Origin of the sequence: Lentzea sp. NPDC020367 (assembly GCF_044387305.1) — a bacterium.
GTDB lineage: Bacteria > Actinomycetota > Actinomycetes > Mycobacteriales > Pseudonocardiaceae > Lentzea.
In genome coordinates, this window is sequence record NZ_JBIRVV010000008.1 from 119,225 (window position 1) to 145,271 (window position 26,047).

22 protein-coding genes are annotated in these 26,047 nt (G+C 68.9%); 10 read left to right on the forward strand and 12 right to left on the reverse strand.

Annotated elements, in window-relative coordinates:
* Position 1 precedes the first annotated feature (1 nt).
* A complete protein-coding gene (locus ACH413_RS31210; protein ID WP_360048261.1) occupies positions 2–583 on the forward strand; it encodes a phosphatase PAP2 family protein in 582 nt (193 codons plus the stop codon).
* On the opposite strand, the gene ACH413_RS31215 is transcribed toward ACH413_RS31210, so the two are convergent.
* The 3 genes from ACH413_RS31215 to ACH413_RS31225 form a co-directional block, all read right to left on the reverse strand.
* Entirely contained in the window at positions 576–1,853 is a 1,278-nt protein-coding gene (locus tag ACH413_RS31215; RefSeq protein WP_360048259.1) for a serine/threonine-protein kinase, read from the reverse strand. The genes ACH413_RS31210 and ACH413_RS31215 overlap by 8 nt on opposite strands.
* Before the next feature lie 275 nt (positions 1,854–2,128).
* On the reverse strand, positions 2,129–2,548 hold the full coding sequence (locus ACH413_RS31220; protein ID WP_093591358.1) for an SsgA family sporulation/cell division regulator: 420 nt from the start codon (positions 2,546–2,548) through the stop codon (positions 2,129–2,131).
* A gap of 121 nt (positions 2,549–2,669) precedes the next feature.
* A complete protein-coding gene (locus ACH413_RS31225; protein WP_360048257.1) occupies positions 2,670–3,596 on the reverse strand; it encodes a DMT family transporter in 927 nt (308 codons plus the stop codon).
* An 81-nt stretch (positions 3,597–3,677) separates the two neighbouring features.
* On the opposite strand from ACH413_RS31225, the gene ACH413_RS31230 reads away from it, so the two are divergent.
* Positions 3,678–4,580 carry a LysR family transcriptional regulator gene (locus ACH413_RS31230; protein ID WP_360048256.1) on the forward strand — a complete coding sequence of 301 codons (903 nt, stop codon included), beginning with the start codon at positions 3,678–3,680 and terminating at the stop codon, positions 4,578–4,580.
* Positions 4,581–4,592: 12 nt separating this feature from the next.
* Here the strand turns inward: ACH413_RS31230 and ACH413_RS31235 are convergent, their stop codons facing one another.
* The 6 genes from ACH413_RS31235 to ACH413_RS31260 all read right to left on the reverse strand — a co-directional run bounded on the left by ACH413_RS31235 (position 4,593) and on the right by ACH413_RS31260 (position 11,153).
* On the reverse strand, positions 4,593–6,251 hold the full coding sequence (locus ACH413_RS31235) for a protein kinase (protein WP_396425385.1): 1,659 nt from the start codon (positions 6,249–6,251) through the stop codon (positions 4,593–4,595).
* Between the two features lie 94 nt (positions 6,252–6,345).
* Positions 6,346–7,665 carry a serine/threonine-protein kinase gene (locus ACH413_RS31240; RefSeq protein ID WP_360048254.1) on the reverse strand — a complete coding sequence of 440 codons (1,320 nt, stop codon included), beginning with the start codon at positions 7,663–7,665 and terminating at the stop codon, positions 6,346–6,348.
* 148 nt (positions 7,666–7,813) lie between these two features.
* Positions 7,814–8,671: a hypothetical protein gene (locus ACH413_RS31245; RefSeq protein WP_360048252.1), complete on the reverse strand. Its 858-nt coding sequence runs from the start codon at positions 8,669–8,671 to the stop codon at positions 7,814–7,816.
* 205 nt (positions 8,672–8,876) lie between these two features.
* Positions 8,877–9,695, reverse strand: a complete 819-nt coding sequence (locus ACH413_RS31250; RefSeq protein WP_360048251.1) for a hypothetical protein — start codon at positions 9,693–9,695, stop codon at positions 8,877–8,879.
* Between the two features lie 172 nt (positions 9,696–9,867).
* Positions 9,868–10,722: a hypothetical protein gene (locus ACH413_RS31255; RefSeq protein ID WP_360048250.1), complete on the reverse strand. Its 855-nt coding sequence runs from the start codon at positions 10,720–10,722 to the stop codon at positions 9,868–9,870.
* Between the two features lie 104 nt (positions 10,723–10,826).
* The gene (locus ACH413_RS31260) at positions 10,827–11,153 is read right to left on the reverse strand and encodes a hypothetical protein (protein ID WP_360048249.1); all 327 of its coding nucleotides are present in this window, start codon (positions 11,151–11,153) and stop codon (positions 10,827–10,829) included.
* 70 nt (positions 11,154–11,223) lie between these two features.
* Between ACH413_RS31260 and ACH413_RS31265 the strand changes: the two genes are divergently transcribed.
* Complete coding sequence (locus ACH413_RS31265; protein ID WP_360048348.1) at positions 11,224–12,276, forward strand: histone deacetylase; 1,053 nt, start codon at positions 11,224–11,226, stop codon at positions 12,274–12,276.
* A gap of 21 nt (positions 12,277–12,297) precedes the next feature.
* On the opposite strand, the gene ACH413_RS31270 is transcribed toward ACH413_RS31265, so the two are convergent.
* Complete coding sequence (locus tag ACH413_RS31270) at positions 12,298–12,558, reverse strand: chorismate mutase (protein WP_360048248.1); 261 nt, start codon at positions 12,556–12,558, stop codon at positions 12,298–12,300.
* A gap of 338 nt (positions 12,559–12,896) precedes the next feature.
* Between ACH413_RS31270 and ACH413_RS31275 the strand changes: the two genes are divergently transcribed.
* Entirely contained in the window at positions 12,897–13,373 is a 477-nt protein-coding gene (locus ACH413_RS31275) for a hypothetical protein (RefSeq protein WP_360048246.1), read from the forward strand.
* 73 nt (positions 13,374–13,446) lie between these two features.
* A complete protein-coding gene (pcrA, locus tag ACH413_RS31280; protein WP_360048244.1) occupies positions 13,447–15,759 on the forward strand; it encodes a DNA helicase PcrA in 2,313 nt (770 codons plus the stop codon).
* Between the two features lie 1,646 nt (positions 15,760–17,405).
* On the opposite strand, the gene ACH413_RS31285 is transcribed toward pcrA, so the two are convergent.
* Together ACH413_RS31285 and ACH413_RS31290 are read right to left on the reverse strand one after the other, a co-directional pair.
* Positions 17,406–18,194, reverse strand: a complete 789-nt coding sequence (locus ACH413_RS31285) for a M23 family metallopeptidase (protein WP_360044576.1) — start codon at positions 18,192–18,194, stop codon at positions 17,406–17,408.
* 209 nt (positions 18,195–18,403) lie between these two features.
* Positions 18,404–19,297, reverse strand: a complete 894-nt coding sequence (locus ACH413_RS31290) for an alpha/beta fold hydrolase (RefSeq protein ID WP_360044573.1) — start codon at positions 19,295–19,297, stop codon at positions 18,404–18,406.
* A gap of 221 nt (positions 19,298–19,518) precedes the next feature.
* On the opposite strand from ACH413_RS31290, the gene ACH413_RS31295 reads away from it, so the two are divergent.
* The 5 genes from ACH413_RS31295 to ACH413_RS31315 all read left to right on the forward strand — a co-directional run bounded on the left by ACH413_RS31295 (position 19,519) and on the right by ACH413_RS31315 (position 26,033).
* Complete coding sequence (locus ACH413_RS31295; protein ID WP_360044570.1) at positions 19,519–21,198, forward strand: hypothetical protein; 1,680 nt, start codon at positions 19,519–19,521, stop codon at positions 21,196–21,198.
* Between the two features lie 240 nt (positions 21,199–21,438).
* The gene (gene sucC / locus ACH413_RS31300; RefSeq protein ID WP_089915033.1) at positions 21,439–22,605 is read left to right on the forward strand and encodes an ADP-forming succinate--CoA ligase subunit beta; all 1,167 of its coding nucleotides are present in this window, start codon (positions 21,439–21,441) and stop codon (positions 22,603–22,605) included.
* A 5-nt stretch (positions 22,606–22,610) separates the two neighbouring features.
* Entirely contained in the window at positions 22,611–23,498 is an 888-nt protein-coding gene (sucD, locus tag ACH413_RS31305; RefSeq protein ID WP_360044567.1) for a succinate--CoA ligase subunit alpha, read from the forward strand.
* Between the two features lie 164 nt (positions 23,499–23,662).
* The gene (locus ACH413_RS31310; RefSeq protein ID WP_360044564.1) at positions 23,663–24,379 is read left to right on the forward strand and encodes a DUF5336 domain-containing protein; all 717 of its coding nucleotides are present in this window, start codon (positions 23,663–23,665) and stop codon (positions 24,377–24,379) included.
* A 112-nt stretch (positions 24,380–24,491) separates the two neighbouring features.
* Positions 24,492–26,033, forward strand: a complete 1,542-nt coding sequence (locus ACH413_RS31315; RefSeq protein ID WP_396425386.1) for a DUF6350 family protein — start codon at positions 24,492–24,494, stop codon at positions 26,031–26,033.
* Positions 26,034–26,047 lie beyond the last annotated feature (14 nt).

Here is a 26,047-nt window from a genome sequence, read left to right on the forward strand (position 1 = left end):
ATTGATCAAGAAGGTCGCCCGCGGTGCCACCGAGGTGCTGGCGCCGTGGGTCTGGGTGATTTTGCTGCCGTTCGGTGTTGCCGCCGCGACGGAGAACGTCTGGATGACGCTGCTGTGGGGGTTCGTGGTCGCCGTGACGGCGTCCGTCATCCCCATGGCCGTCATCGTGCGTGGCGCGCGCAAGGGCAAGTGGGACGGCCACCACGTCACGAACCGCGAGGGCAGGCTCGTTCCACTGGTCACGGCGGGAGCGTCGCTGGCCGCCGGCACGGTGATCATGGTCCTGGGCGACGCGCCCCGGAACATGCTCGCGCTGGCGGGCAGCATGTTCGCCTCGCTGGTCGTCAGCATGGCGATCACGTTCGGCATGAAGTGGAAGATCTCGCTGCACGCCGCCGTGGCGTGGGCCGCGGTGGTGACGCTCGCGACCGTCTACGGGCCGTGGTGGCTGCTTCTCGCGCTGCCTGCCGCCCTGGTGGCGTGGTCCCGCGTCGAGCTGGGTGACCACACGACGGCGCAGGTGCTGGCCGGGTCGGTGATGGGCGTGGTCGTGGGCGGCGGCAGCTTCTGGCTGCTCAGCTGACCCGCTTGGTGCTGACGATCTTCATCTGGTTGTCGACCGCGGCGACCTCGATGTCGTAGACACCGTTCTCGGTGACGCCGTTGCTGATCGTCACGAGGCCGATGTTGACCACCCAGTTCCGGCCCTCCGACCGCACCGTCCCCGGTCCCGTGATGATGACGCTCGTGTAGGTGCTCCAGCGGTTCAGGTAGTCCGCCTGCGGTTCGGCGGCCTGGCCGTAGAGGTTCCGCCACGCCCTTTCCGCGTTGCTCGGCAGCAGGCGGTAGTGGTCCTGCACGAAGCTGTTCGCCTGGTCCGCGGTGTAGTAGACCGGCTGCTGGGTGAAGTCCGCCTGGTTGACCGGGGTGGTGCCGTTGCCGGTGCCGCCCCAGTACGCGGCCGCCGCGCCACCACCGATCGCCAGCACCGCGATGACCGCGAGGATCACCAGGATCCGGCGGTTCGGCGCCTTGAGCCTGCGTTGTGGCCGCGGGATCTCGAGCGGCTGTGACGGCTGCGGCTCGGAGGCCAGCAGGTCGGCGGCCTCCTGCATGCTCGGCCGGTCCTCGGGGGCCTGCGAGAGCAGCCGCAGCAGCAACGGGGTGAGCTCGCCCGCGTTCTTGGGATCGCGGAGCTGGCCGCTGGCGGCGCGGTAGAGCAGGCCGAAGCTGTTGTCGCTGGGCCCGAAGACCGACTCGCCCTCGATGGCCGTGTAGATCGTGGCGCCGAGCGAGAACACGTCGGACGCCTCGCCGGGCTGCTCGCCGCGCGCCACCTCGGGTGCGAGGTAGGCGGGGGTGCCCGAGATCATGCCGGTGTCGGTCATCGTGCCGTCGCCGGTCGCCTTGGAGATGCCGAAGTCGGTGAGCTTGACCGTGCCGTCGTGGCCGATCAGGACGTTGCCGGGCTTGACGTCGCGGTGGACCAGTCCGGCGGCGTGCGCCGCGGCCAGTGCCGAGGCGACCTTGCCGCCGATGCTCGCGGCCTGGGCCGGCTTGAGCGGCCCGCGCTCGGCGATCAGCGCCGAGAGGCTGTGCGACGGCAGGTACTCCATGACGATCCACGGCTCTTCGTCGTCGCTGCCCACGACGTCGAACACCGCGATCGCGTGCTGGTGGTGCAGCCGCGCGGCGTTGCGTGCCTCCCGCATCGCGCGCTGGTGGTCACCGGTGACGAGCTCCTTGACCGCGACCTCGCGGGCCAGCACCTCGTCCCGTGCCCGCCAGACCACCCCCATCGCCCCGCTGCCGATGCGCTCCAGCAGCGTGTAGCGGCCCCCGATGGTTGTCACACCCTGAGACTAATCAATCGCGCAGACGAGCATCGAATGATCCGGTCTGCCCGTCGGTGATCGGTGAAGTGCGTCATGCCGAGCCGAAGTCACCGGTGGGGACTGTCTGCCTCTGTGACCCGCTCGACCTGTTGAGACGTGCGTTCGTCGCTGCCCACGACGTCGCACGGCGCCGTTCCCGGTGGTCTCCGGTGACGAGCTGGTCGGCAACGCTGCCCCGCGTGCCGGCACCTCGTCCCGCGCCCGTAGAACCACCCCGGAACCTCGCCAGGGGACTAGTCGATCGTCGAGACCAGCTTCTGCAGCTCACGGTCGAAGTCGATCCACAGGTCCTCCTCGCCCGGCTGCACGACGTCGTAGGAGCTGTCCAGGAACTCCGCCACGTCCTCGGCGACGGCGCTGAGGATGGCGAACCCGGTCGGCGCGTTCAGCTCGACCAGGACGCGCTCCGGGTCGTCGGACGCGGGCCGGACGAGGATGTCGCCCTCGCCGGACGGCGTCAGCAGACCGTCGGCCAGCAGGTCGCGGGCGAACATCCACTCGACGCGGCCGGAGCCCGTGAAGAAGATGACGGCGACCGCGTAGGGGTCCTCCGGGTCGTAGACGAGTTCGGCCTCGACCGGAGCCGGCGCGGCTCCTGGTGCCAAGAGCTGAAAAGTCGTCCGGGTGGTGACCTTCAGGTTCTCGTTGTTCATGTCGATGTCCTTCCCAGGCTGGTCTCCATGTCCGCTCACAAAGAGGAGACGGCCAACCAGCCCGTTAAGGACGCGATTCGTCTCGGAACCATCCTATTGGGGGAGACGTGCGTCTCACCCTTCAGCGTTTGACCAGGTCGCGTGTCTCGTTTGGTGAGATGGTCTGACCTGCCGCGACGGGCTTCCTCCGGGTCAGCGCGACGCCCAGGAGAACCACCAGCATGCCGACGACGACCCTTGCGTTGAGTTGCTCTCCGAGGAAGATCGCTCCAAGGAGTACCGAGACGACGGGCAGAAGGTAACCGACGGTAGTTGCCGTCGTGGCGCCCTCGTCGGCGATGACGCGGTAGTTGAGGATGAACGCGACGCCGGTGCCGAAGACGCCGAGGATCATCACGGCGACGACGCCGACCCAGTGCAGGTGCAGCGTCTGCAGGCCGCCGAACGGCGTCGCCAGGATCAGCATTCCCATCGCGGTGGTCAGCTGCATGGCGGCGAGCTGCGTCGAGGTGGCGCCCGTGTTGACCAGGTAGCGGCCGGCGTAGGAGTAGCCGATGGCGTAGCTCGCGGCGCCGATGAGGCAGAGCACCGCACCCCAGCTCGCGATGCTGTTGGCCGACTGCCACGGCGCGAAGATCACCAGAACGCCCGCGAAGCCGAGCGCGAGGCCGAGCACGCGGACCACGTTGCTGATCTTCTCCGAGCCGAGCACGAGGCCGATGGCCAGCGCGAACAGCGGCGTCGTGGAGTTGAGCACCCCGGAGACACCCGAGTCGACCGTCTGACCGCCGAACGCGAACAGCGTGAACGGGATGGCGCTGCCGAACAGGGCCACGAAGAGCATGTGACCCCAGATCCTGCGGTCACGCGGCAGGCTCATCTTCGCCAGCGCGAGCACGACGAACAGCACGAGCGCCCCGAAGAACGTCCGCACGAGCGAGATCTGCAGTGGCGCGAGACTCCCGAGCGCGAGCTTCATCCACAGGAAGCTGGATCCCCACAGCAGGGCGAGCACGCCCATCCTGATCAACGTTCCGCGTTGGTTCACGTGTCAACCATGCGCCCGCCGACACCTAATGACAATTTAATTGTTGTGCTTAACCTTTAAGCACCGCTGTAAGGTCGAGGCATGTTGGACGTGCGACGAATGCAGGTGCTCAGGGCCGTCGTGAGCACGGGTTCCATCACCGCGGCCGCGACCAACCTCGGCTACACCCCGTCCGCCATCTCGCAGCAGGTCGCGGGCCTGGAGAAGCAGGCGGGACTGCCGCTGCTGGAGCGCGTCGGCAGGGGAGTCCGGCCTACCGCGGCCGGGCGCCTGCTCACCGAGCACGCCGGCCGCCTCGCCGAGCAGCTGGCCGAGGCCGAGAGCGCCCTGACGGCGTTGCGCAACGGCTGCGCGGGCACCCTGCGCGTCCGCTACTTCGCCACGGCCGGAGCGGCGCTCGTGCCGCCCGCGGTGGCGACGTTCCGGGCCGAGCGCTCGGGCGTGGAGCTCGACCTGAAGCTGACCGAGCCGACCGACCCGTTCGTCGAACTGGCGGCGGGCCGCGCGGACGTGGCGATCACCGTCCTCGAACCCGACGCGCCCGCACCGGAGGGCATGGTCGCGCGGCACCTGCTCGCCGACCCGTTCTACGCCGTGCTTCCGCGTGGCCACGCCCTGGCCCGCAAGCGCGTGCTCGATCTCGGCGAACTGGCCGACGAGCCGTGGATCGACGCGGACTGCGGCGCCGCCGGCCCGTGCGCGGACCTCGTGCGCAATGCCTGCGCGGGCGCCGGATTCTCGCCGCAGGTGGCCGTGGAAAGTGACGACTACGCGACCGCGCAGGGATTCGTGGCGGCCGGACTGGGCGTCACGATCATTCCCCGGCTCGGCCTGGGATATGCGCACCCCGGCGTTGTTCTGCGCAAGGTGCGCAATCCCGAACCCGTTCGGCACATTCACGTGGTCTATCGCGAAGATGCCGCGCGCAATCCCGCTGTGCTCACTCTCGCGGAAGCCCTGGAGAAGGCCGCACGGGCCTCCTGACCAGGGCCGCGATCAGTAGGAGCCGAGCGACTTGTCGTTGTGCATGAGGAAGTTCGGGCTCTTCCACTCGAACGAGATGCCCCGGCGTTCGGTGGTCGTCCCGCCGCTCTTCTTCGTGTACTCGACGTCGACTTCCCAGTAGAAGCCTTCTTTTTCGGTGGCCTTGATGATCTTGGCTTCCTTGATGCCCGACCAGAAGCTCTGGAAACCGCTGTAGCCGCCCGGGAAGCTGCCCTGGAAGTTGCCGTTGCCGAGCTTCCAGGCTTCTTCCGGGGACTTGGGCGCGGTGTCGAAGTACTCCTCCAGGAACGCCTTCATGTCCTCTGGCTGGGGCGAACTCGTCCACTGGCCGGCCTTGCCCGCGGACTTCGGCGGCGTCGACTGCTTGGTCGGGTCGTTGCCCTGGGTCTGCTGCGTCGAGGTGTTCGCGCCCGCGTTGTTGTCGTTCCCGCCGTCGCCGCTGTTCGACAGCATGCTCGCGAACATGATGCCCACGACCGCCGCCGCCACGATGGCGAGTGCGGTGTAGATCGTCGACTTCTTGCTCTTCGACGACGAGGACTGCGCTGCCGGCCTCGGGCGCTGCGAGTACTGCGGCGCGGCGGCCGGGCGGTGGTTCGACGGTTGCTGCTGCTGCGCGGTGCGCGGCGGCGGCGTGTGCATGTCCACCCGCGTCGCGTTGGGCGGCGGCGGTGCCTGCTGCTGCCCGTGCGGCGGCGTCAGGGCCCGCGTGGCGGCCTGCTGCTGCGGCTGCTGCACCGGCACACCGCGCCACGACGGCGGGTGGGTCGGGGCGACCACGGCGGGGGTGAAGGCGGGGGCTGCCTGGCCGTTCGCGACGGCGGCGAGCGCGTCGCGGGCCTCGGCCATGGTCGGGCGGTCTTCCGGCTCCGCCCGCAGCAGGCGCATCAGCAGCGCGGTCAGCGGCCCCGCGTTGCGCGGAGGGTTGACCTTGCCGGACGCGACCTTGTGCAGCAGCGCGATGGTGTTCTCGCTCAGACCGAACGGCGGCTCGCCCTCGATCGCGGCGTACAGCGTCGAGCCCAGCGAGAACACGTCGGACGGCGAGCCGGGGTCGTAGCCCTTGGCCACCTCGGGCGCGAGGTAGGCGGGGGTGCCCGCGAGCATGCCCGTCGCGGTGACGGTGACGTCACCGGTCGCGCGGGAGATGCCGAAGTCGGTGATCTTGACCGTGCCGTCGTCGCCGAGCAGCACGTTGCCGGGCTTGATGTCGCGGTGCACGATGCCGGCGTTGTGCGCGGCCGCCAGTGCGGACGCGACCTGCATGCCGATCGACGCCACGTCACGCGGCGGGAGCGTGCCGCGTTCGGAGAGCACCGCGGACAGGCTCTTCGACGGCAGGTACTCCATGATCAGCCACGGCTGGCTGTCGTCCTCGGCGACGTCGTAGACGGCGACGGCGTGGGGGTGTTGCAGGCGCGCGGCGATACGGCCCTCGCGCATGGCACGTCTCTTGGCCTCGTCCGTGTCAGCTTCGGCTAGTCCAGGCTGCAGGAGGAGTTGCTTGACCGCGACTGTGCGGTGCAGGCGTTCATCATGTGCCGTCCAAACGACGCCCATGGCGCCGCTGCCGATCCGCTGGCTCAATCGGTAGCGACCAGCGACCAATCGGCCATCGTCGGTCACAGTTGCTCCCCGCTGTGCGGTCACTTGCTCTCTGTTCAACGGCTGATCACACCTTCGGGTTCAGATCACCCATCGGTGCGGGTACCCACCTTACGAGATTTCAACGGCGTAATGACGCTTAGCCCGCTGGGGGCGGCGCGCTCGTCGTCGTTGTCGTCGTAGTCGTCGTGGTTGTCGACGAGGACGGTGGGGGCGGCGACGACTTCGTCGTTGTCGTCGTGGTGGTCGTAGTTGTAGTCGTCGTCGTTGTAGACGTCGTTTCGCGTGTGGTCGTTGCCTCGGGCGTGGTTGTCGTCACCTCGGGCAACGAACTCGTCGGTTCCACCGTCTGCGACGAGCTCGCAGGCGGCGCGGACGGGGTCTGCGGTTCCTTGTTGAACACCCCGAGCGCGACCATCAAACCACCGATGACCAGCAACAACGCCAGCACCACCGCAGCGACCACCAGCGGCCGGTTGTCCTGGCCCCTGGCGGGAGCCATCGGCGGTGCGGTGCGTGGTGGAGCGGTTCGGGCCACCGGCCGGACCACGCGGGTCCGATCGGGTTCCACGATCGTCGTCGGGTCGGGCCCGGCGGTCACCGCCAGGCCGCTGAACGACGGCGAACGGCCGTGCGCGACGGCGTTGAGCACCTCGCGCGCCTGGGCCATGGTCGGCCTGTCGTCCGGTTCGAAGTTCAGCAGGTACAGCAGCGTGTCGGAGAGCGGGTGGTCGACGGTCGGCGGGTTGATCCGCCCGGCCGCGACGGCGTGCAGAACACCGAGAGTGTTCTCGCTCACTCCGTAGGGCGGCTCGCCCTCCATCGCGGCGAACAGCGTCGAGCCGAGCGAGTAGACGTCGGAGGCCGGCGTCGGGTCCTGGCCCCGCGCGATCTCCGGCGCGAGGTACGCGGGCGTGCCGGCGATCAGGCCGGTCTTGGTGACCGTGATGTCGTCGGAGGCGCGCGAGATGCCGAAGTCGGTGATCTTGACGACGCCGTTCTCGGCGATCAGCACGTTGCCGGGCTTCACGTCGCGGTGCACGATCCCCGCCGCGTGGGCCGCGGCCAGCGCCGCCGCGCACTGGGAGCCGATGCTGGCGACCTCGATCGGGTCCATCGGCCCGCCCTCGGCCAGCGCGTCCGCGAGGCTGTAGGACGGCAGGTACTCCATGACCAGGCACGGGACGCCGTCTTCCTCGACGACGTCGTACACGGCGATGGCGTTCGGGTGGTGCAGCTTGGCGGCGATGCGGCCCTCGCGCATGGCGCGCTGGATGGCCTCGTCCTGCTCGGCCTCGTCGAGACCGGGAGCCAGCAGCAGCTGCTTGATCGCCACCTCGCGGCCGAGGCGTTCGTCGTGGGCTCGCCAGACGATGCCCATCGCGCCGGAGCCGATGCGGTCGAGGAAGCGGTACCGGTCGGCGATCAGACGGCCGTCCGAGGTGCCGGACGTCGTCACGGGCTCACCTCAGGGGTGCTCGAAGGCGTGACTGCGGCTGCGGCAGCAGATCCCACGCTCGTGCTCCTCGTGCGGTAGTCAGCGGGTCGTCCGGAATGCCCGCACAGGGTACCTGTCGAGGGCTGCCGCTGAAGCTACCTGTCGTACGTCAGTTCGCCGGGGCGAAGAAGTCGAATCCGCCGACGGTGTCGCCCACGGTGTTCAGCACCGGGTCGAGGATGCCGAGGTCCACGCTCACGTCGACCGGGTTGGACGACGACGGCAGCGGGGTCTGGGTGGTGGGTGACGTGCTGCTGCTCGGCGGGGTGACCGTGGAGGAGCTCGGCGGCGGAGGAGGAGTCTCACTCGACGGCGGCGTGCTCGGCTGGCTGGTCTCGGTGGACGACGACGGCGGCGGGGTCTGCGTCGAGGTCTCGGAGGTGGGCTGCTGCGTCGGCTGCTGGGTCTGCTGCGTCGGCTGCTGCTGCTTGACCTGGGTGTTCGGCTCGACGCGCCTGGTCGGGCTCGTGGTCGTCGGGTCGGCCTGCTGGGTCTCGGTGGCGTCGGCCTGCTGCGTCTTGTTCGACGGCAGCTTCACGACGCCTTCGGTGCCGGAGCTGGCGCCACGGGCCTGGGCGCGCTCGTCGAACCGCACCTCGGCGAGCGGGCGCTCGTCCGGTGAGGACAGCCAGGAGGAGGCGGCGAACGCCACCGAACCGCAGATGATCACGCCACCGCTGGCCGCCGCGGCCAGCTTGCCGACGGTGAACCCGCCGCGGTGGGTGTCGTCGGCGAGGCCTTCACGGCGCAGCAGCTCCGTGATGTGCAGCTCCTTCATGGGCTGCTTCTTCTTGCCGCCAGGAGCCTTGACCGGCTTGAACTTGACGGTCGGCTCGAACGACTCGGGGGTGACGTCGTCGGCGAGCATGTCGGCGGTGATCACCGGGATCTCCACGGTTTCCGCCTCGCGGCGGGCGATCAGCTCGGCGACGGACAGCTGGCCGGTCGACTCAGCCGACCCGGTCAACCGCCGACGATGGTCCTCAATCGACACCGCTCGTTCACCCTTCCAAGTTCGCGTACGCGCACTGGCGGGGATATGGATACCGAATCGTGACCGGAGATGTAACCCCTATGGGGGAATTTTCACGATCGAACCTAGGTTTTCGCGACGAGCGGTCACCGTTCGACTGCGAACGGCGAATCAGTTGGGTGCGACCTAAGTTCGCGACCTAGCTGCGCTGCGCCGAAAGGACCTCGGTGCCGACGATGCGCGGCTGGCTCGTGCTGGTGAGCCAGAAGAGCTGCTCGATGCGCAGCCAGCTGCCGTCCACCTCCTGCATGGAGACGACCGCGAGCACCGATCCGTCCGGCCGCACCGACGTCTGGTCGACGTTCACCGTCTTGACCCTGCCCCAGGACTTCACGAACTCCGCGGGGTTCGCGCCGACCAGTTCCGGCGAGAGCAGCTTGGCCGCCGAGGCGGGCTTGGTCGTGAGCAGCTCGTAGAACCTCTTCACCACGTCCACCTGCGGCTGAGGGCCGACCGAAACCTCGGGCGTGGACGGTTCGGGGTCGGCCGTCTGCAGCAGCAGCGCGGACGGCTGCGGCATCGGGACGGCGGTGGTCTGCACCGGCGCGTTTTCGTTCGGCAGCTGGGCGGACAGGACGTCCGGGCGCAGCGCGCTCGACCCGGACAGCGCGACGGGCCGTTCGGTGACCGGGACGCCGTTGTTGGCGGGGCGCTTGTTCGCGAGGACCGCCGCGCCCGCGATCGAGGAGACCAGCACGATCGCGCCGGTCAGCAGGCCGGCGGCCCTGGCGAGGGTGCCCGACTTCGTGCGGCGGCGACCGGGCACGACCGGGATCACGGTCGTCGTCGCGGTCATGTTCTCGGTCGGACCGAGCAGGGAGGTGACGAGAGCGTCGGTGGCGGCTTCCTCGTTCGACAGGATGCGCATCGGGGTCGGCTGCTGCTTGATCAGCTCGGCCACGCTGATCGAGCCGGCGCGGGTGTGCCGCCGTCCGGTCGTCGCCGCGGGACGCTGCACTGCTCTGGTCCTCCGTACTGTCCGTGTTCGACTGAAGACGTACCGTGGCCACGCGTGAAGATGCCAGTGTCCTGGTGAACTTCACTCGTTCGTGGCGGCCAGCGGCGCTCAGGATTCGCTCGAAGGTGCTACCTACTACGTTCGGTAGCTCCGGCCGTGACCTTTAGCCACTTCAGCCGCCGGCCTTCAACCGTTCACTGTTGATCAGCGGCAGGTCGCCGAGCGTGAAGCTGAGCTCGCGCTTCTCGGTGCTGACCGAGCCGTCCTTCTTCGTCACCTGCAGCAGGCTGACGGTGAGGCCCTTGCTCGGGTCGACCGCGATCTCCTTGACCTCGATCAGCGAGATGTCGGCGAGCCTGCCCTCCAGCAACGCGTCGGCGTTCGAGCGCACGGTGTCCGTGGTCATGGCGAGCGCGGTGTCCGCGTTCGTCGCCATCGCGCGGTAGAAGGTCTCGGTCTGCTGGGCGATCTTGCCGCCGTCGACCACGGGGGCCTGGGTGACCGGCACGGTCGTGATGACCGGCGGGGCCGTCCCGGACGGCTTGGGGTTCGGCGCGGAGGCCTGGCCGCTCGTGGCGGGTGCGCTGGAGCCCGTGCCCGGCACAGGAGCGCCCTTCCCCGTCTTCGCGGCCGACGGCGCGGTGCCCGTGGTGGCGGACGGCGTGGTGCCGCCGGTGGGCAGCTGGGAGATGAGCGGCACGTCCGACGGGTAACCGGGCAGCCCGACCGTCTCGGTGGCGCCGCCACCGCCGACCAGCTTGGCCGCGGCGACGCTCAGGCCGACCAGCACGAGCACCGACGAGACGACGGCGAACCAGGCCGCGCGCTTCCAGGTGCGCGGCGGCGTGACCGAGGCGGGCACCAGCCCGATGTTGAACTTGCGCAGCCCGTCGGTGTCCTGCAGCGGGTCGATCTGGCGGCGGCGCGGCAGCGGGATGCGGTCGCCCCCGACGACGGACCGCGGCTGCATCTCCGGCGGCAGCGCGACCCCGTCGTCGAGACGATGCTTGCCCGGCAGTTCGTCCATCCCGACACCCCTCTGCGACGCAATCAGCGTAGGGCCGTCTGGAGGTACCGAACCAACCAAAAGGGGGTGTTCAGGACGAGTGACACTCTTTTGTGTGAAGTTTGTCAGCGCGGCGGGAGTTGAGCTTGACCGCTGTTCAGCTGCTTGCGCGTGTTCTGGACGCCGTTGAGCGCGGCCAGACCGCTGCCACCCGCGATCAGCGCGCCGATGACGTCGGCGCCCAGCGATTCGCCGTTGGTGATCAGCAGGCCGATCACCGCTCCGGCGGTCGTGATGATCGCGGTCTTCCAACGGCTGCGGACGAACTGCGAGACGGGCGCTCCGGCGAGGCCCTTCTTGTTCGCGGCCGAACCGAGCAAGCCCAGGTAAGCGTCGTGCGCCAAGGCGGCGAGCAGGCCGGCGATGGCGATCAGTGCGGCGATGAGGCCCATGTGTCCAGTGTGCCCCCAGAACTTTTCGGTGGACCATCCGTGATCGCCCTGATATCCGATTCGAGTGGACATGTTCTGGCACGACGACTGCCTCGAGCACGACGCCGGTGAGGGCCTGTGGGAGCTGCCGGGCTCCTGGCCGTGGCTGGACGTCGCCGAACCGCACCCGGAGACCGCGGCGCGCCTGCGCACGTTCCGGCACGCGCTGATGCACGGCCCGGTGGCGCCGCACTTGAAGTGGCACGAGGGGCGCCACGCGTCCGTTGACGAGCTTCTGCGCGTGCACACGGCGGGGTACTTGGACTCGTTGCGCGTATCGGAGCGTGTGGCGCTGGAGGTGAACACCATCGTGGGGCCGGAGACGTGGCGTGCGGCGTCCGCGGCGGCAGGCACCGCGCTGGCGGCGCTGGAGTCCGGTGCACCGGTGGCATATGCGCTGGTACGACCGCCGGGGCACCACGCGCAGCCGGACATGGCGGACGGCTACTGCTTCGTGAACAACGCGGCGCTGGTGGCGGAGACCGCGCGACGCCAGGGGATGCGCGTCGCCGTCCTGGACTGGGACGTGCACCACGGCAACGGCACGCAGGAGGTCTTCTACGACCGCACGGACGTGCTGACCATCTCGGTGCACATGCGGCACGGGTCGTGGGGCACCAACCACCCGCAGACGGGTGCACCATCAGAAGTGGGCGCCAACGGCAGGAACGTGAACATCGAACTGTCGCTCGGTGCGGGCGATACGACGTACTTGCGCGCGCTCGACGAGATCGCCTTCCCGCTGCTGCGCGACTTCGAGCCGGACCTGCTGGTGTGCGCGTCCGGGTTCGACGGGTCGGCGTTCGACCCCAACGGGCGCCACAACCTCACCGCGGACGGGTACCGCGAGATCGGCCGCCGGGTGGCGTCGTTCGGACCGCGCGCCGTGCTCACCCAGGAGGGCGGCTACCTGCGCGGATACTCCGCGTTGTGCCTGCACGCGCTGGTGGAGGGCCTGCTGCGGCTGCCGGAGCCGTTGCTGGAGGACCCGCTGGCCTACGTGCCGGACGACTCCCAGCTCGCGGACGCGGACCTCGAACGCGTGCGCGCCGCCCTGAAGCCTTTTTGGCCCGGCGTGCTGTGACGCCGGGCCCGTGGGGTGCTGCTACCTGCCGAGCGGGCCGCGGCCCATCTTGAGCAGGATCATCGCGAGGTCCTTGCCCTCGGTGCCGAGCGGCCGGTAGCGGTTGAGAACGTCGATCTCGCGGTTGTGCACGATCTTCGTGCCGCCGGCCGCCATGCGGGCCGCGCCGATGATCTTGGACACCTCGACGCGTCGTTGCACGAGGCGAAGGATCTCCGCGTCGAGGTGGTCGATCTCCTCGCGCAGCGCGTTGATGTCGGGTTCGGTGGTGGTGGCGTCCATCGTGGTGTGACCTCTCGACTCTTCGAGTCCTGGCCCGGAAGCGACGAAGCCCCGGTGTCCGAGGACTCCGGGGCTTCGTGGTGGCTTTTCAGCGCTAGACGACCACGGGAGCCGGAGTCCGGGTCCCGTAGAAAAACTCGAAGAACGTCGCGCGCATGGATTCAGTGTTGCACAGAACCTCCCGCACTCGCCAAGCCCGCGCGGTTGAAGGGCTCACCAAGTGGGAACCCACCGTTCGAAGTTCCCTCTTCTGCCCTAGCTCCTCGGCAGAGGAGTGGACATACAGTCGTCCGGTGCTGAGACCAAGACCTGGGGGTCATGTGAAGTACGCACTCGGGATGGCGACCGCTCTGGCGCTGTCCTCTTCGGTCGCGCCGGCAGCAACGGCAGCGGAGCCGGATTTCGCCACCATCAAGATATCCAGGGTTTCCGGCTGGTTCGGCCAGGAGGACTTCTGGACCACCAGGGGTGGGTTCGTCCCCAGGCAGAAGTTCAGCGTCGACATCACGAACGTCGTGGGCCACGACGAGCGGGGCCTGAACCTCTTCATCTCGTTCCCGACCGACCGCCTCGAGGTCACGGGCTTCGAGGGCGACGGCTGGGACTGCCGTGACGTCAACGAGGGCATCGGCGCCGAAGGCCTCAGGTGCACGCAGGATCACCTGATCGTGCACAAGGAGGCGTGGCCGACGCTCACGGTCGAGACCAAGGCCGAGGCCGTCTGGACGCAGGACTCCATCGACGTGTACGCCGAGGCAGGCGACCACGCGGCCGTGCACGCGGCGAAGCCGTTCAGGATCGACACCAGCACCTGATAGCTCCTGCTCATCGAACACATGGTCGGGCGGTACCGGATTTGTCGGTGCCGCCCGGTACCGTGGATGGACGATGAGCGCCTTGTTCGACTTGCCCTCAAGTCCCCCCGTTTCCCGCGCGGGTCACCTGCTCGACGACCTGAATCCCGCGCAGCGCCGTGCCGTCGAGCACGCCGGTTCACCGCTGCTCGTGGTGGCGGGCGCCGGCTCCGGCAAGACGCGCGTCCTCACCAGGCGGATCGCGTACCTGCTCGCGGAACGTGACGTGCATCCCGGCCAGATCATGGCCATCACGTTCACGAACAAGGCCGCCGCCGAGATGAAGGAGCGCGTCGCCGACATGGTGGGCGCGCGCGCCCGTTCGATGTGGGTGTCGACGTTCCACTCGATGTGCGTGCGCGTGATGCGCCGCGACGCGAAGACCCTCGGCATGTCGTCGAACTTCTCGATCTACGACAGCGACGACACGCGCCGCCTCGTCACGCTCGTGGCCAGGGACCTCGACCTGGACCCGAAGAAGTACGCGGCCCGCACCCTCGCCGTGCACATCTCGAACCTCAAGAACGAGCTCGTCGACCCGGAGACCGCCACCGCCCAGGCCACGAACGACCTGGAACGCCGCGTGGCCGAGGTCTACACCGTCTACCAGCGCCGCCTGGCCGAGTCGAACTCGCTCGACTTCGACGACCTCATCATGAGGACCGTCGAACTCCTCCAGCGCTTCCCGGACGTGGCCGAGCACTACCGCCGCCGCTTCCGCCACGTCCTGGTCGACGAGTACCAGGACACGAACCACGCGCAGTACACCCTGGTGCGCGAACTCGTCGGCAAGGCGGGCGGCGAGATCCCCCCGGCGGAACTCTGCGTGGTGGGCGACGCGGACCAGTCCATCTACGCCTTCCGCGGCGCCACCATCCGCAACATCGTGGAGTTCGAGCGCGACTACCCGGACGCCACCACGATCCTGCTCGAGCAGAACTACCGCTCCACGCAGAACATCCTCACGGCCGCCAACGCGGTGATCTCCCGCAACCCGAACCGCCGCGACAAGTCGCTCTGGTCCGACCTCGGCGAGGGCGAGAAGATCGTCGGCTACGTCGCGGACAACGAACACGACGAAGCGGCCTTCGTCGCCAACGAGATCGACCGCCTGGTCGACGGCGGCGAGGTCAACAACTCCGAGATCGCCGTCTTCTACCGCACCAACAACCAGTCGCGGGTCTTCGAGGAGATCTTCATCCGCCTCGGCCTCCCGTACCGAGTGGTCGGCGGCGTCCGCTTCTACGAGCGCCGAGAGGTCCGCGACGCCCTCGCGTACCTGCGCACCCTGGCCAACCCGGAAGACACGGTCTCCCTGCGTCGAATCCTGAACGTCCCGAAACGGGGCATCGGCGAACGAGCGGAAGCCTGCGTCTCGGCCTACGCGGAACGCGAACGAATCAGCTTCGCCGCAGCCCTCCGCGAGGCCGTGAACGACCGAGTCCCGATGCTGAACCCGCGCTCCCGCAACGCCATCGCCGGCTTCGTGGAGATGATGGACCAACTGGGCGAGATGGTCGCCCGCGAGGACGACGTGGCCGACATCCTCGAATCGGTCCTGGAAAAAACCGGCTACCGCACCGAGCTGGAAGCCAGCGAGGACCCGCAGGACCACACGAGGATCGAAAACCTCAACGAGCTGGTCACCGTGGCCCGCGAGTTCACCGAACTGGAACTCCCCGAAGGCGCCGAACCGATCCCGTCGCTCCCAGCCTTCCTGGAACGCGTCTCCCTGGTGGCAGACGCGGACTCGATCCCAGACGCGGACTCGGACGGCGTGGTCACCCTGATGACCATCCACACGGCCAAGGGCCTCGAATACCCGGTCGTCTTCAGCACGGGCTGGGAAGACGGCGTCTTCCCGCACATGCGAGCACTGGGCGACCCAGCCGAGCTGGCAGAAGAACGCCGCCTCGCCTACGTGGGAATCACCAGGGCCCAACGCCGCCTCTACCTCTCCAGGGCACTGGTGAGGTCGGCCTGGGGCCAACCATCAGCCAACCCGGCCTCCCGCTTCCTGGGCGAAATCCCGCAGGACCTCCTGGACTGGCGCCGAGTAGAGCCTTCACGCTCAGGCCCAGCGGCAGCCACGACGTGGGGCCGCTCAGCCTCAGGCGGCATAGCCTCCCGAGGCCTCTCCCGCCCGGCCCCGGGCAAAGCGGGCTGGAAGGACGGCCCAGCGATGAAGCTGGAAGTGGGCGACCGAGTGACCCACGACAAGTACGGCCTGGGCAGAGTGATGGCAGTGGACGGCGAGGGCCTGCGAGCCACCGCGACGATCGACTTCGGCGGCTCAGGCACAGTCCGCCTGATGCTGATCGGCAGCGTCCCAATGACAAAACTCTAACGCCCCAAGCCCAAGCCAAACAGCATGCCAGCGCGCGTCACGGCAAGCACCCGCCCACCCGCGACGCCGAAGGCGAGCCGTCCTTACCGTGCGGTCTGGGTGGGGTGGTTTCGTCACGAGTCGTGCCACAGCTCTTGCTGCAGGCAGAAGGGGATGTCAAACGGACACGCTTTTCGTCCGTTTGACATCCCCTTCTGCCTGTGGCCCGCTCTTGGTGCGACTCGTGACGAAACCACCCCACCAACGCGCCCATCTACGCAACGCCACTCCGCCCAAAGCAACAGGCGTGCCATCTACCTACGCACGGCGTGGACCCCGGTTTTTGATCAGATTGGCGGGGTCTGGGGCAGTGCCCCAGGAATCAGCCGCCACACCAGCACGCAACCCAACCACCTACGGACGACCCAACAGGCACCCGCCAACGCACCAGGGGGACGACCAACAAAACCAACGCGCACGCCGAAGGCGGCCCCCCAACGCACTTACGGAACGCCAGAGACCCACCATCCGGGTGCACGACACAAGCCACATCCCCACCCAAACCGGACCACCCCCACCCCCCTGACCAGCACTTTCCCCACCCCCGAAGAAATCCCCCAATTTTCCTCAAAACCAGCGCAACGGACTGCCACAACGTGCGTCTATGTGGGTGTCGCAAGCAGCACAGCCAGGGAACGTTCGGGGCGATCCAAGGCAACCAAGCAGCCTGCAGACGAAGGGGAGCGAAGGAACGGCGGGGGCCGAACTTCGCGGCGAGGTGCGGCCGGACCGAACGGGAGAGCGGTCCGGCCGCACTGTCTTCTCAGGACTGTCTTCGGGGGACTGTCGTCTGGGGACTGCCCAGTCCGGCACGGGGCCCGGACGGCACAGCCAAGGGCCCGGCCTTCTTCGGCGCAGCCCAGGCATCTGCCCGGCGCAGCCCAGGCTTTCTTCGACACAGCCCCAACTTCTGCCCGGCGCAGCCCAGGCGTCTGCCTGGCACAGTCCCGGCATCTACCCGGCTAGTGCCCGCCACAGCCCACACACGGCTCCCGCTGCCCCCACAACCCAGAAGATCGACGCAGGTCATCCCCACCGCGTCCAAAAATTGTCAGACCCCCGGAGCATCATCGACCGCATGAGGCCACAACCCCAGCGGGAGAGCTCAAGATGGATCACGTACTGGCCGGCGCCCTGCACGAACGTGTGTTCGCAATCCTCAGCCAGCTGGAATCCCCGGAAACGACCAACCTGGTCGAGGCGTGGCGCACCCTGCTCCGCCACCACGAACCAACGGAGAGCGGGTCCTGCAAGGCGTGCGGCCCACGCTGGCGCAGACACATGTGCTCGGTCTGGCGCGTAGCGGCCAACTATTTCGTCCGGTGTGAAGCCGGACGGCCTCCCGGCGCGAAGTAGCCGGGCGAGATCCCGCAGGAGCGCGGCTGGGGTGCGACTGGGGTGCGACTGGAGCGACGCTAGAGGCTCCTGGGCCGCACGAGCCCTCTGAGGCTTCTCAAACGCCCTGACCCACACCGCGAGGTGGGTCAGCCGCGAAATCCCGTCAGAAAGCTACTGAGCCGTAGTTCAACAAGTCTCGAACCACGTGGCCCGGAAGGTCCGGCGAACCCGAAAGCCCGGCGAACCCGAGGACCCGGAGGTCCGGTGAATCAGACAGTCACACCGCGAGCGTTCAGCCAGGTCAGCGGGTTGATCTTCTGGCCGCCCGGGTTCCAGACCTCGAAGTGCAGGTGAGGGCCGGTGGAGAAGCCGCGGTTGCCCATGCGGGCGATCTGCTCGCCTGCCTTGACGACCTGGCCCTCGCGGACGTTGAACGTGTCGACGTGGCCGTAGACGGTGATGGTGCCGTCGGCGTGCTCCACGCGGACCCAGAGGCCGAAGCCGGAGGCGGGACCCGCCTCGAGCACCTTGCCGTCGGCGGCGGCGAGGATCGGGGTGCCGATCGGGCCGGCGATGTCGATGCCGAGGTGCATGGTGCCCCAGCGGCCGCCGTAGCCGGAGGTGAAGTCACCGGCGGCGGGGCGGACGAACTTCGGGCGCTTCTTCTCGGCCTCGACGGCCTCGCGCTCGGTGGTGAGCTGCTGGCTGCGCAGGAGCTTGGCGGCCTCGGCGGAGCCCTCCGCCGTCGTCTTGGAGACCGCGAGGATCTGCGGGGCGGGGGCGGTGTCGCCTCCCACGCCGTCGAAGGTGGCGGCGCCACCGGAGTGGTTCGCGAGCTGGACGTCACTGCTGTCGTCCGCTGCGGCCTGGCCGATCTGTCCTGCGCCTGCTGCTGCGAACGCGCCTACTGCGACGGCGGCGACGACGATGCGTCCGCGAAGCGCCGACGGCGGCGGGGGGAGCCGGTGAGAGCTGACCGTGCGCGCATTGGCGCGGTCGACTGCCTCTTCAAGCGCAGCACTGCGTTCATGGCCGCCGGGGGAGCGGTGGTGACTCAAAGCTTGCCCTTCCGCCTTCGGGGAGCCTGATCTTGTGGACTGCCGGGCGGGGGATTCCCGGTGAGTCAGGATTCGGGGTTCTGACTCGGTGTCCTTCTGTGATCAGACCGTGACAACGGACCGGGGGAAGGTAACGGCTGGGAGCCTCGGAGGGCAAACCCCAGTTCGTTATGTCCTCCCAATGGGCGGCGACCAGCGGGTTTCAACTGTCAACTGTGACTGTCGGTCATGCCAGGCGGTCGACACGCCTCACCGCCAGCGGCGATGGGGTGAGTTGACAAGTCATCCGATCGGGTGATGGCCGTCACAACTACATGAAGAGTCCTCGTGTCAACAGGCAAAGAAAGGTGACCTGAATCACGTATCTGGTGCTCTTCGACGAGTAACGACGAGTGCTCCAGCCGGGCGTTGCGCTGAGGCACGATGATCTGATCCATCTCCGACCAGACGACGACGAAGCGCGTGCGGCACGGCCGGCACGGTTCGGCGAGCTCCTCGAGCAACTCGGAGCCCGGTCGCAGTTGCTTGGTCAGCGGGGTCGGCAGCAGATAGGCGGCGAGCGTGCCCCTGTGCGGCGTTCCCAGCGTTACGAGTGTGCGAACGCGTGCGTCGCCATGTAGCCGTTGTACGTAGTAACGAGCGATGAGCCCGCCCAGCGAATGACCGACGACGTGGACCTGGTCGGATCCGGTCTGTTCACAGATCCGCTCGATGTGCGCGCCGAGCAACGCGGCCGAACGGCGGACGTCTCCGGTCAACGCCGTCAGCACGCTGTAGTTGATGGCGTGGACTACGCCGAAGCCCCGCCTTCGCAGCGCCCCCGACAGCACCGCGAAGGCGGAACGGTTGTCCCCGATGCCATGCACCAACACGATCGGGGTTCCCGCCGCGTCCATCGCCGAAACCATCAGCCCGCGCTGGCGCGGGGGCAGGCCGTCGGTGCGGTAGTGCCGGTACTGGCCGTCCGTGCGCAGCTGTTCGGTGATCGCACCCCACGGGTAGAGCACCGCGTGGGCCGTCAGCCAGGCCGCTTCCATCGCGACCCCGCGCACTCCGCCGGGCGTGGCCATCGCCCGCAGCGCGACCTTCACTTCTTCCGCCACGTCACGGGCCGTGTGCACGCCCCAGCCGGCACGGTCGAGAGCCGCGTCCGTCAGACGCGTGATCCACGACCGGCCGCTCTCGCTCATATGAGCGACGGTAAGTGATGAAGTCACGGGCTAGGAGTACCCGCCGGACGTTTTCCACATGCGAACGAATTTCGTCTTGATAGGCACAACGGGCCACACACGGGCACACACCGGTCTTGCTAGGTTCGCCCGCGATGACTCGCACCGAGCTCGAGAACCAGACCCCGGCGGCCGCGAGGCTGCGCACGTCGTGGGCACTCGCCGCGGCAGGCTCCCTTCTACTGGCGGCCGGTCCGCTGCTCGGCGTGGTCGACGGCGCGGATCCCGCGTTCACGTCGTGGCCGCTGCTCGCCCTGCTGGCGCTGTTGCCGCCGGTCGTCGCGGGTGTGCTGCTGATGCGCGGCCGTCCGTTCGTGGCGGCGGGACTGATCGCCGCGGTCGGTGTCTTCGCGGTCGGACGTCTGCTGAGCGACTTCCAGATCGTCCTCGACGCGATGAAGGTGGCGCGGCCGGAGCTGTTCCGGCCGACGACCCTCGTCGCGGTCGTCCCGTCGGCGGGAGTCTGGCTGCTGATCGCCGGGCACCTGCTGGTGATCGCGGGCGGTGCGCTCGCGGCCGGTCGCGCCGGCATGCCCGCGGACGAGTCGGAGCCCCCGACCCTGGTGGCCCTGCCGGTGATCATCGCCGCGTGGGCCGCGATCGGGTTGCTGGGCAAGCCGTTCATCTCGACGGACCCGTTCCAGCTGGACCGCGGCCCGTGGGACCTGCCGGTGCTCGGCCTGACCGGCGGTCTGCTGATCGCACTGGCCGCGCCGCTCGCCACCGCGCTCGCGGCCAGCTCCCCCGACCCGGACACCCGCCAGGGCGGGACGATCGGCGTGACGCTCGCGTTGCTGGCCGTCGTGCTGCCACCGCTGGTGGCGGGCACCGTCGCGGCCGGGCTGAGCATCAGCGTGGGATCGATGATCGCGCTGGTCGCCGCTCTCATCCTGCCCATCACGCCGCTCTACGGCCGGACGGCGCGACTGTTGCGCGGCAAGCGCGACGAGACGCGCGACCCGGCGCTGCCCTCTCTTCGGCGCATGCACCTGGCCGCCGGTGTCTTCGCCGTCCTCTCGGCCGCCGCGATGCTCATCGGCGCGTTGCTGCCGCAGCTCGTTCTCAGCACGGGCGGTGTGGCACCCGATCTGGCGTCCGTGAACCTGCTCTGGGCGGCCGGACTCGCGTTCGCCGGGCTGGGCCTTCTCCTGGTGTTGCCGTCCACGGCCGCTGTGGTGCGCCCGGCGCTGGTGGGCGGTTACTTCGCCATGCAGTTCGCCGCGGCGGGCGCGACCGAACCCGTGCTGGCGGCGAGTCAGCTGGGCGTCGCGCAGCCCGGCGCGGGGTTCTGGCTGATGACCGTCGAACTCCCGCTCGGCCTGCTGGCACTGGCCTGCGCGGGCCTCGCGGGCGCGATCGAGCGGGAGAACGCGGGTGAGACCAAGAAGGAGCAGGTGCCGGTGACCGAGCTGGGCGCCGTGCTGCTCGCCGGGCTCTTCGCGGCAGGCGCCTTCGCGCTGCCGACCCTGCGCGGCGACAGGTACACGTCACCGACCCTGGTGCCGGACAACGACCCGACGGTCTCCGCGGTCCTGCTGATCTCCCTCATCGTGCTGATCATGACCCTCGTGCTCGCGCTCCGGTCGAAGCCCGCTCGTGGCGCGGCCACGCTCGTGGGCGGCGCGCTGCTGCTCGGCGTGCGGGCGCTCGAACTGCCGCTGACCGGCGGACGCGTCGAGGGAGCGGTGGCGGCGCCCGGCACGTGGCTCGCGCTGGCGTCGATCGCGGCACTGCTGATCGCGGCCGGCTTGATGGGGACTCGCGCGACCCGCTGAAACGTGTCGCAAAAGACTCTTGAACGTCTCGTGGCCCCTGCTTTTCCCTATAACGCGCGATAACGCGCGCGCACGCGTGATCGACCTCACCGCCGTTGAGACCGACCTCACCGGTGGTGGCGTGCGAGCGGTACCTGCAGCTCGATAGTGTCTGGGCCCAGCCGCGTCAAGTGGGTTCGCACGGCCCCTTGAGGACCACCCAGGCGCGGTGTTCCGACACCGACGTCGCAGGAGACCCGAGTGGACCTGTACGAGTACCAGGCGAAGGATCTCTTCGCCGCCCACGGCGTCCCGGTTCTGCCGGGCGATGTGGCAACCAACCCCGCCGACGCCAAGGCCATCGCCGCGAAGTTCGGCCAGGCCGTCGTCGTCAAGGCCCAGGTCAAGACCGGCGGCCGCGGCAAGGCCGGTGGTGTGAAGCTCGCTTCCACCCCGGAGGAGACCGAGGAGAAGGCGACCGCCATTCTCGGCCTCGACATCAAGGGGCACATCGTTCACCGCGTTCTGGTGACGCCCGCCTCCGACATCGCGGAGGAGTACTACTTCTCCTTCCTGCTCGACCGTGCCAACCGCACCTTCCTCGCCATGGCGAGCGTCGAGGGCGGCATGGACATCGAGGAGGTCGCCGCGACCAAGCCCGAGGCCCTCGCGAAGATCGCCATCGACGCCATCAAGGGCGTCGACGTGGCCAAGGCCACGGAGATCGCCGACGCGGCGAACTTCCCGGCCGAGGTCAAGGACCAGGTCGTCGACACCATCGTGAAGCTCTGGGAGACCTTCGTCTCCGAGGACGCCACGCTGGTCGAGGTCAACCCTCTGGTCCGCGACCCGCAGGGCAAGATCGTCGCGCTCGACGGCAAGGTCACGCTCGACGAGAACGCCGACTTCCGCCACCCGGCTCACGCCGAGCTGGTCGACAAGGCGGCGGAGAACCCTCTCGAGGCGAAGGCCAAGGAGAAGGGCCTCAACTACGTCAAGCTCGACGGCGAGGTCGGCATCATCGGAAACGGTGCCGGTCTGGTCATGTCGACGCTGGACGTCGTCGCGTACGCCGGTGAGCAGTACGGCGTGAAGCCCGCGAACTTCCTCGACATCGGTGGCGGCGCGTCCGCCGAGGTCATGGCCAACGGCCTGGACGTCATCCTCGGCGACGAGGCCGTCCGTTCCGTGTTCGTGAACGTCTTCGGTGGCATCACCGCGTGCGACGCCGTCGCCAACGGCATCGTGAAGGCGTTGGAGATCCTCGGCGACTCGGCCACCAAGCCGCTCGTCGTCCGCCTGGACGGCAACAACGTGGAGGAGGGCCGCGCGATTCTCGCCGAGGCCAACCACCCGCTGGTGACCGTTGTCGACACGATGGACAACGCGGCCGCCAAGGCCGCCGAGCTCGCGGCTGCGGGGGTCTGACCAAGATGGCTATCTTCCTCAACGAGACCAGCAAGGTCATCGTCCAGGGCATGACCGGTGCCGAAGGCACCAAGCACACCAAGCGCATGCTCGCGTCCGGCACGAACATCGTCGGTGGCGTGAACCCGCGCAAGGCGGGCGAGAAGGTCGACTTCGACGGCACCGTCCTCCCGGTCTTCGGCACCGTCAAGGAGGCCATGGAGGCCACCGGCGCGAACGTGACCGTGATCTTCGTCCCGCCGGCCTTCTCGAAGGCCGCCGTGGTCGAGGCGATCGACGCCGAGATCGAGCTGGCCGTCGTCATCACCGAGGGCATCCCGGTGCACGACACCGCCTACTTCTGGGCGCACGCCGTCGCGACGGGCCACAAGACCCGCATCATCGGCCCGAACTGCCCCGGCATCATCAGCCCCGGCAAGTCGAACGCCGGCATCATCCCCGCCAACATCGCGGGCAGCGGCAAGATCGGCCTGGTGTCGAAGTCGGGCACGCTGACCTACCAGATGATGCACGAGCTGCGGGACTTCGGTTTCTCCACCGCGATCGGCATCGGTGGCGACCCGATCATCGGCACCACGCACATCGACGCCCTCGAGGCGTTCGAGGCGGACCCCGAGACCACCGCGATCGTCATGATCGGTGAGATCGGTGGCGACGCTGAAGAGCGCGCCGCGGCGTACATCAAGGAGAACGTGACCAAGCCGGTCGTCGGCTACGTCGCGGGCTTCACCGCTCCCGAGGGCAAGACCATGGGCCACGCCGGCGCCATCGTCTCTGGCTCGGCGGGCACCGCGCAGGCGAAGAAGGAGGCCCTCGAGGCCGCCGGGGTCAAGGTCGGCAAGACGCCGTCCGAGACCGCCGCTCTGATGCGCGAGATCATGCAGGGTCTCTGATCTCAGGCACTCAGCGCGATACGAGGGCTGGATTCCGAGTACTTTCGGAGTCCAGCCCTCGCTCGTATGGCGGAACCGGCATGATCGGTCCATCGTCTTAGTAGCGGGTGCAGAGCACTGCTAGCGTCAATCGACGCACCCTGGTTTGAGGAGGAGACCTCGACATGTCCGTGCCTTACGGCGCACCCCAACAGCAGCCGCCGGGTCCGGCACAGCACCAGGCTCCGCCGCCGGCCCACGGGGCCCCCGGCGCCAACAACATCAACCTGGCCCTGATCCTCCCGCTGGTCGCGGCGGGTCTCGGCCTCGTGGCGTACCTCGTCGCGTTCGCGGACGACGTCAGCGGCAGCGTGACGTACCTGCTGGCCGCGGGCATGCTCGCGGGCCTCTCGGTGCTCCCCAGCATCCCGAAGGGCTTCGTCCCGGTCGCCGCGGTCCTCGCGGGCGTCCAGACGCTGCTCCAGCTGCAGGGCATCATCAAGTCGCCGTCCGTGCAGGGCCTCGACATCGTGCTGCTCATCGTCGCGCTGCTCGAGACGGCCGCGGTCGTGCTCGCGTTCCTGCTCGCCGAGGGCATCGTGAAGTTCGAGCCGAAGCCCGCGAACCCGTACGCGGGTCAGCAGCAGGGGCAGCCGGGCGGCTGGAACCCGCAGTCCGGCGCGTTCCCGCAGCAGGGCCAGCACCCGCAGCACGGCGCGCCCCAGCAGGCCCCGCAGCAGCAGGCGCCACAGCAGTTCGGCCAGCAGCAGCAGTTCGGTCAGCAGCCGCAGCAGCCCGCACAGCCGGGTCAGCCGCCGCAGCAGACCAGCTTCATGCCGCAGCCCGGCCAGTTCGGCTCGCCGGGCACGCCGCCCGGTGGCTTCGGCGGACCGCAGCAGTAAGGTCCGCACACCGTTCGACCTCAGGGGTGGTGCCGGTTCTCCGGCACCACCCCTGTCGTATGACCCGGCGTGCCTGCCCCGAATGGCTCAGGCGGCCTGACACAGTGGAGAAGTGCCCGTGCTGCAACGCGATGTGACCCGCGAGGTCAACACCGTGCGCCCACCGGAGTTCTCGCGGTCCGAACGCACGCGCGTGCTCATCGCCTCCGCGGTCGGATCGGTGGTCGTCGGATACGCCGCTGTCGCCGCGGTCCTCGCGCTGGTCTCCGCGACGGCCACGTACGCGGAGTTCTCCACGTCAGGCGTGCTCAGCGCCGCCGCGCCCGCCTGGCTGGCGGCACACCACGTGCCGTTGCGCTTCGAGTCGGGTCAGCTCGGCGTGCTGCCGCTGCTGCCCACGGCGTTGCTGATGCTGCTGGTCGGCCGCACCGCCGCGGGGGCCGCCGACCGTCTCGGCCTCTACGAACCGCTGCAGGCCCGTGGGGTCGTGCTCAGCATCGCCGGATCGCACGCGGTCGTCGGCGGCACGATCGCGCTCGTCATGGGCGAGGGCGTCGTGCGTGCCACACCGGCCGTGGCGTTCTTCGGCTGTGCGGCGGTGTCCGGTCTCGCCGCGACCATCGGCGTGGCTCGCCGTTGTGGCCTGGTCGAGGTGGTGTTCGACAAGCTCGACCCGGTGGCGCTGCACGGTCTGCGCTCCGGCTTCATGGCGTTGTTCACGCTGGTCTGCATGGGTGCGTTGGCGGTGGCCGCCGGTCTCGCGGCGTCCTGGCCGACGACCAGCGGGCTCTTCGCGGGTGCCGGTCCGTCGTTCGGCGTCGGTCTCGGCGTGTTCCTGCTGTGCCTCGGCTACCTGCCGAACGCGATCATCGCGGGCTTCTCGTACGTCGTGGGCGCCGGCTTCTCGCTGGGCGGGGTCGAGGTCGCGCCGACGCGGTTCGTCGGCGGTCCGGTGCCCCCGGTGCCGCTGCTGGCGGCCATGCCGGAGAACGCGTTCGTGTGGAGCCCCGCCGTGCTGGCCGGCGGCGCGGTGATCGGCGTGCTGGTCGGCTGGACCTGCCGCAAGGTGTCCGACCGGCCGACCTCGCGGCTGCGCGCGGTGCTGGTGGCGGCGATCACGGCGGCCGTGGGCAGCCTGGTTCTCGCCGCGACGGCCGGTGGACGGCTGGCGGGCGGCGCGTTCGACCCCGTGACGGTGCCCGCGGGCCTGCTCGCGCTGCTCGTGGCGCTGTGGGTGCTGGTGCCGGGCGCCCTGGTGGCCTGGCTCGCGGGGAACCGCAAGAAGACCGTGGTGGCGGACGACGCCGAGTTCGTCGAGCCGGACTACGACGAGGATGCGGAGGCCGTCGACCCGGACGTCGTGTTCGAGGACGACGAGCTCACCGACCAGTTCGAACAGCTCGAGGTCGTGGACGAGGACGAGTTCGAGGTCGAAGAGGACCTCGAGGACGACGACTACTACGACGAGGACGAGTACGACGAGGAAGAGCCTGAAGACGTCGTCGAGGCCGAAGACGTTGAGGACGAACAGGAAGACGAACCGGAGGACGACGCGGACGAGGACCTCGAAGAGGAAGAGGACCTTGATGCGGAGTTCGACGAAATGCTCGGCATGGAGCCGGAGGAGGACCTGGACGGCAAGCCGGGACGGTGACGTCCTAGGCTGCT

Excerpts from the sequence above, each read along its gene's own strand:
- ACH413_RS31220 (WP_093591358.1), bottom strand. The coding sequence starts at position 2,548 with ATGAACAACGAGAACCTGAAGGTCACCACCCGGACGACTTTTCAGCTC.
- ACH413_RS31230 (WP_360048256.1), top strand. The coding sequence starts at position 3,678 with ATGTTGGACGTGCGACGAATGCAGGTGCTCAGGGCCGTCGTGAGCACG.
- ACH413_RS31255 (WP_360048250.1), bottom strand. The coding sequence starts at position 10,722 with ATGGACGAACTGCCGGGCAAGCATCGTCTCGACGACGGGGTCGCGCTG.
- ACH413_RS31260 (WP_360048249.1), bottom strand. The coding sequence starts at position 11,153 with ATGGGCCTCATCGCCGCACTGATCGCCATCGCCGGCCTGCTCGCCGCC.
- ACH413_RS31265 (WP_360048348.1), top strand. The coding sequence starts at position 11,224 with ATGTTCTGGCACGACGACTGCCTCGAGCACGACGCCGGTGAGGGCCTG.
- ACH413_RS31270 (WP_360048248.1), bottom strand. The coding sequence starts at position 12,558 with ATGGACGCCACCACCACCGAACCCGACATCAACGCGCTGCGCGAGGAG.
- ACH413_RS31275 (WP_360048246.1), top strand. The coding sequence starts at position 12,897 with ATGGCGACCGCTCTGGCGCTGTCCTCTTCGGTCGCGCCGGCAGCAACG.
- pcrA (WP_360048244.1), top strand. The coding sequence starts at position 13,447 with ATGAGCGCCTTGTTCGACTTGCCCTCAAGTCCCCCCGTTTCCCGCGCG.
- ACH413_RS31295 (WP_360044570.1), top strand. The coding sequence starts at position 19,519 with ATGACTCGCACCGAGCTCGAGAACCAGACCCCGGCGGCCGCGAGGCTG.
- sucD (WP_360044567.1), top strand. The coding sequence starts at position 22,611 with ATGGCTATCTTCCTCAACGAGACCAGCAAGGTCATCGTCCAGGGCATG.
- ACH413_RS31310 (WP_360044564.1), top strand. The coding sequence starts at position 23,663 with ATGTCCGTGCCTTACGGCGCACCCCAACAGCAGCCGCCGGGTCCGGCA.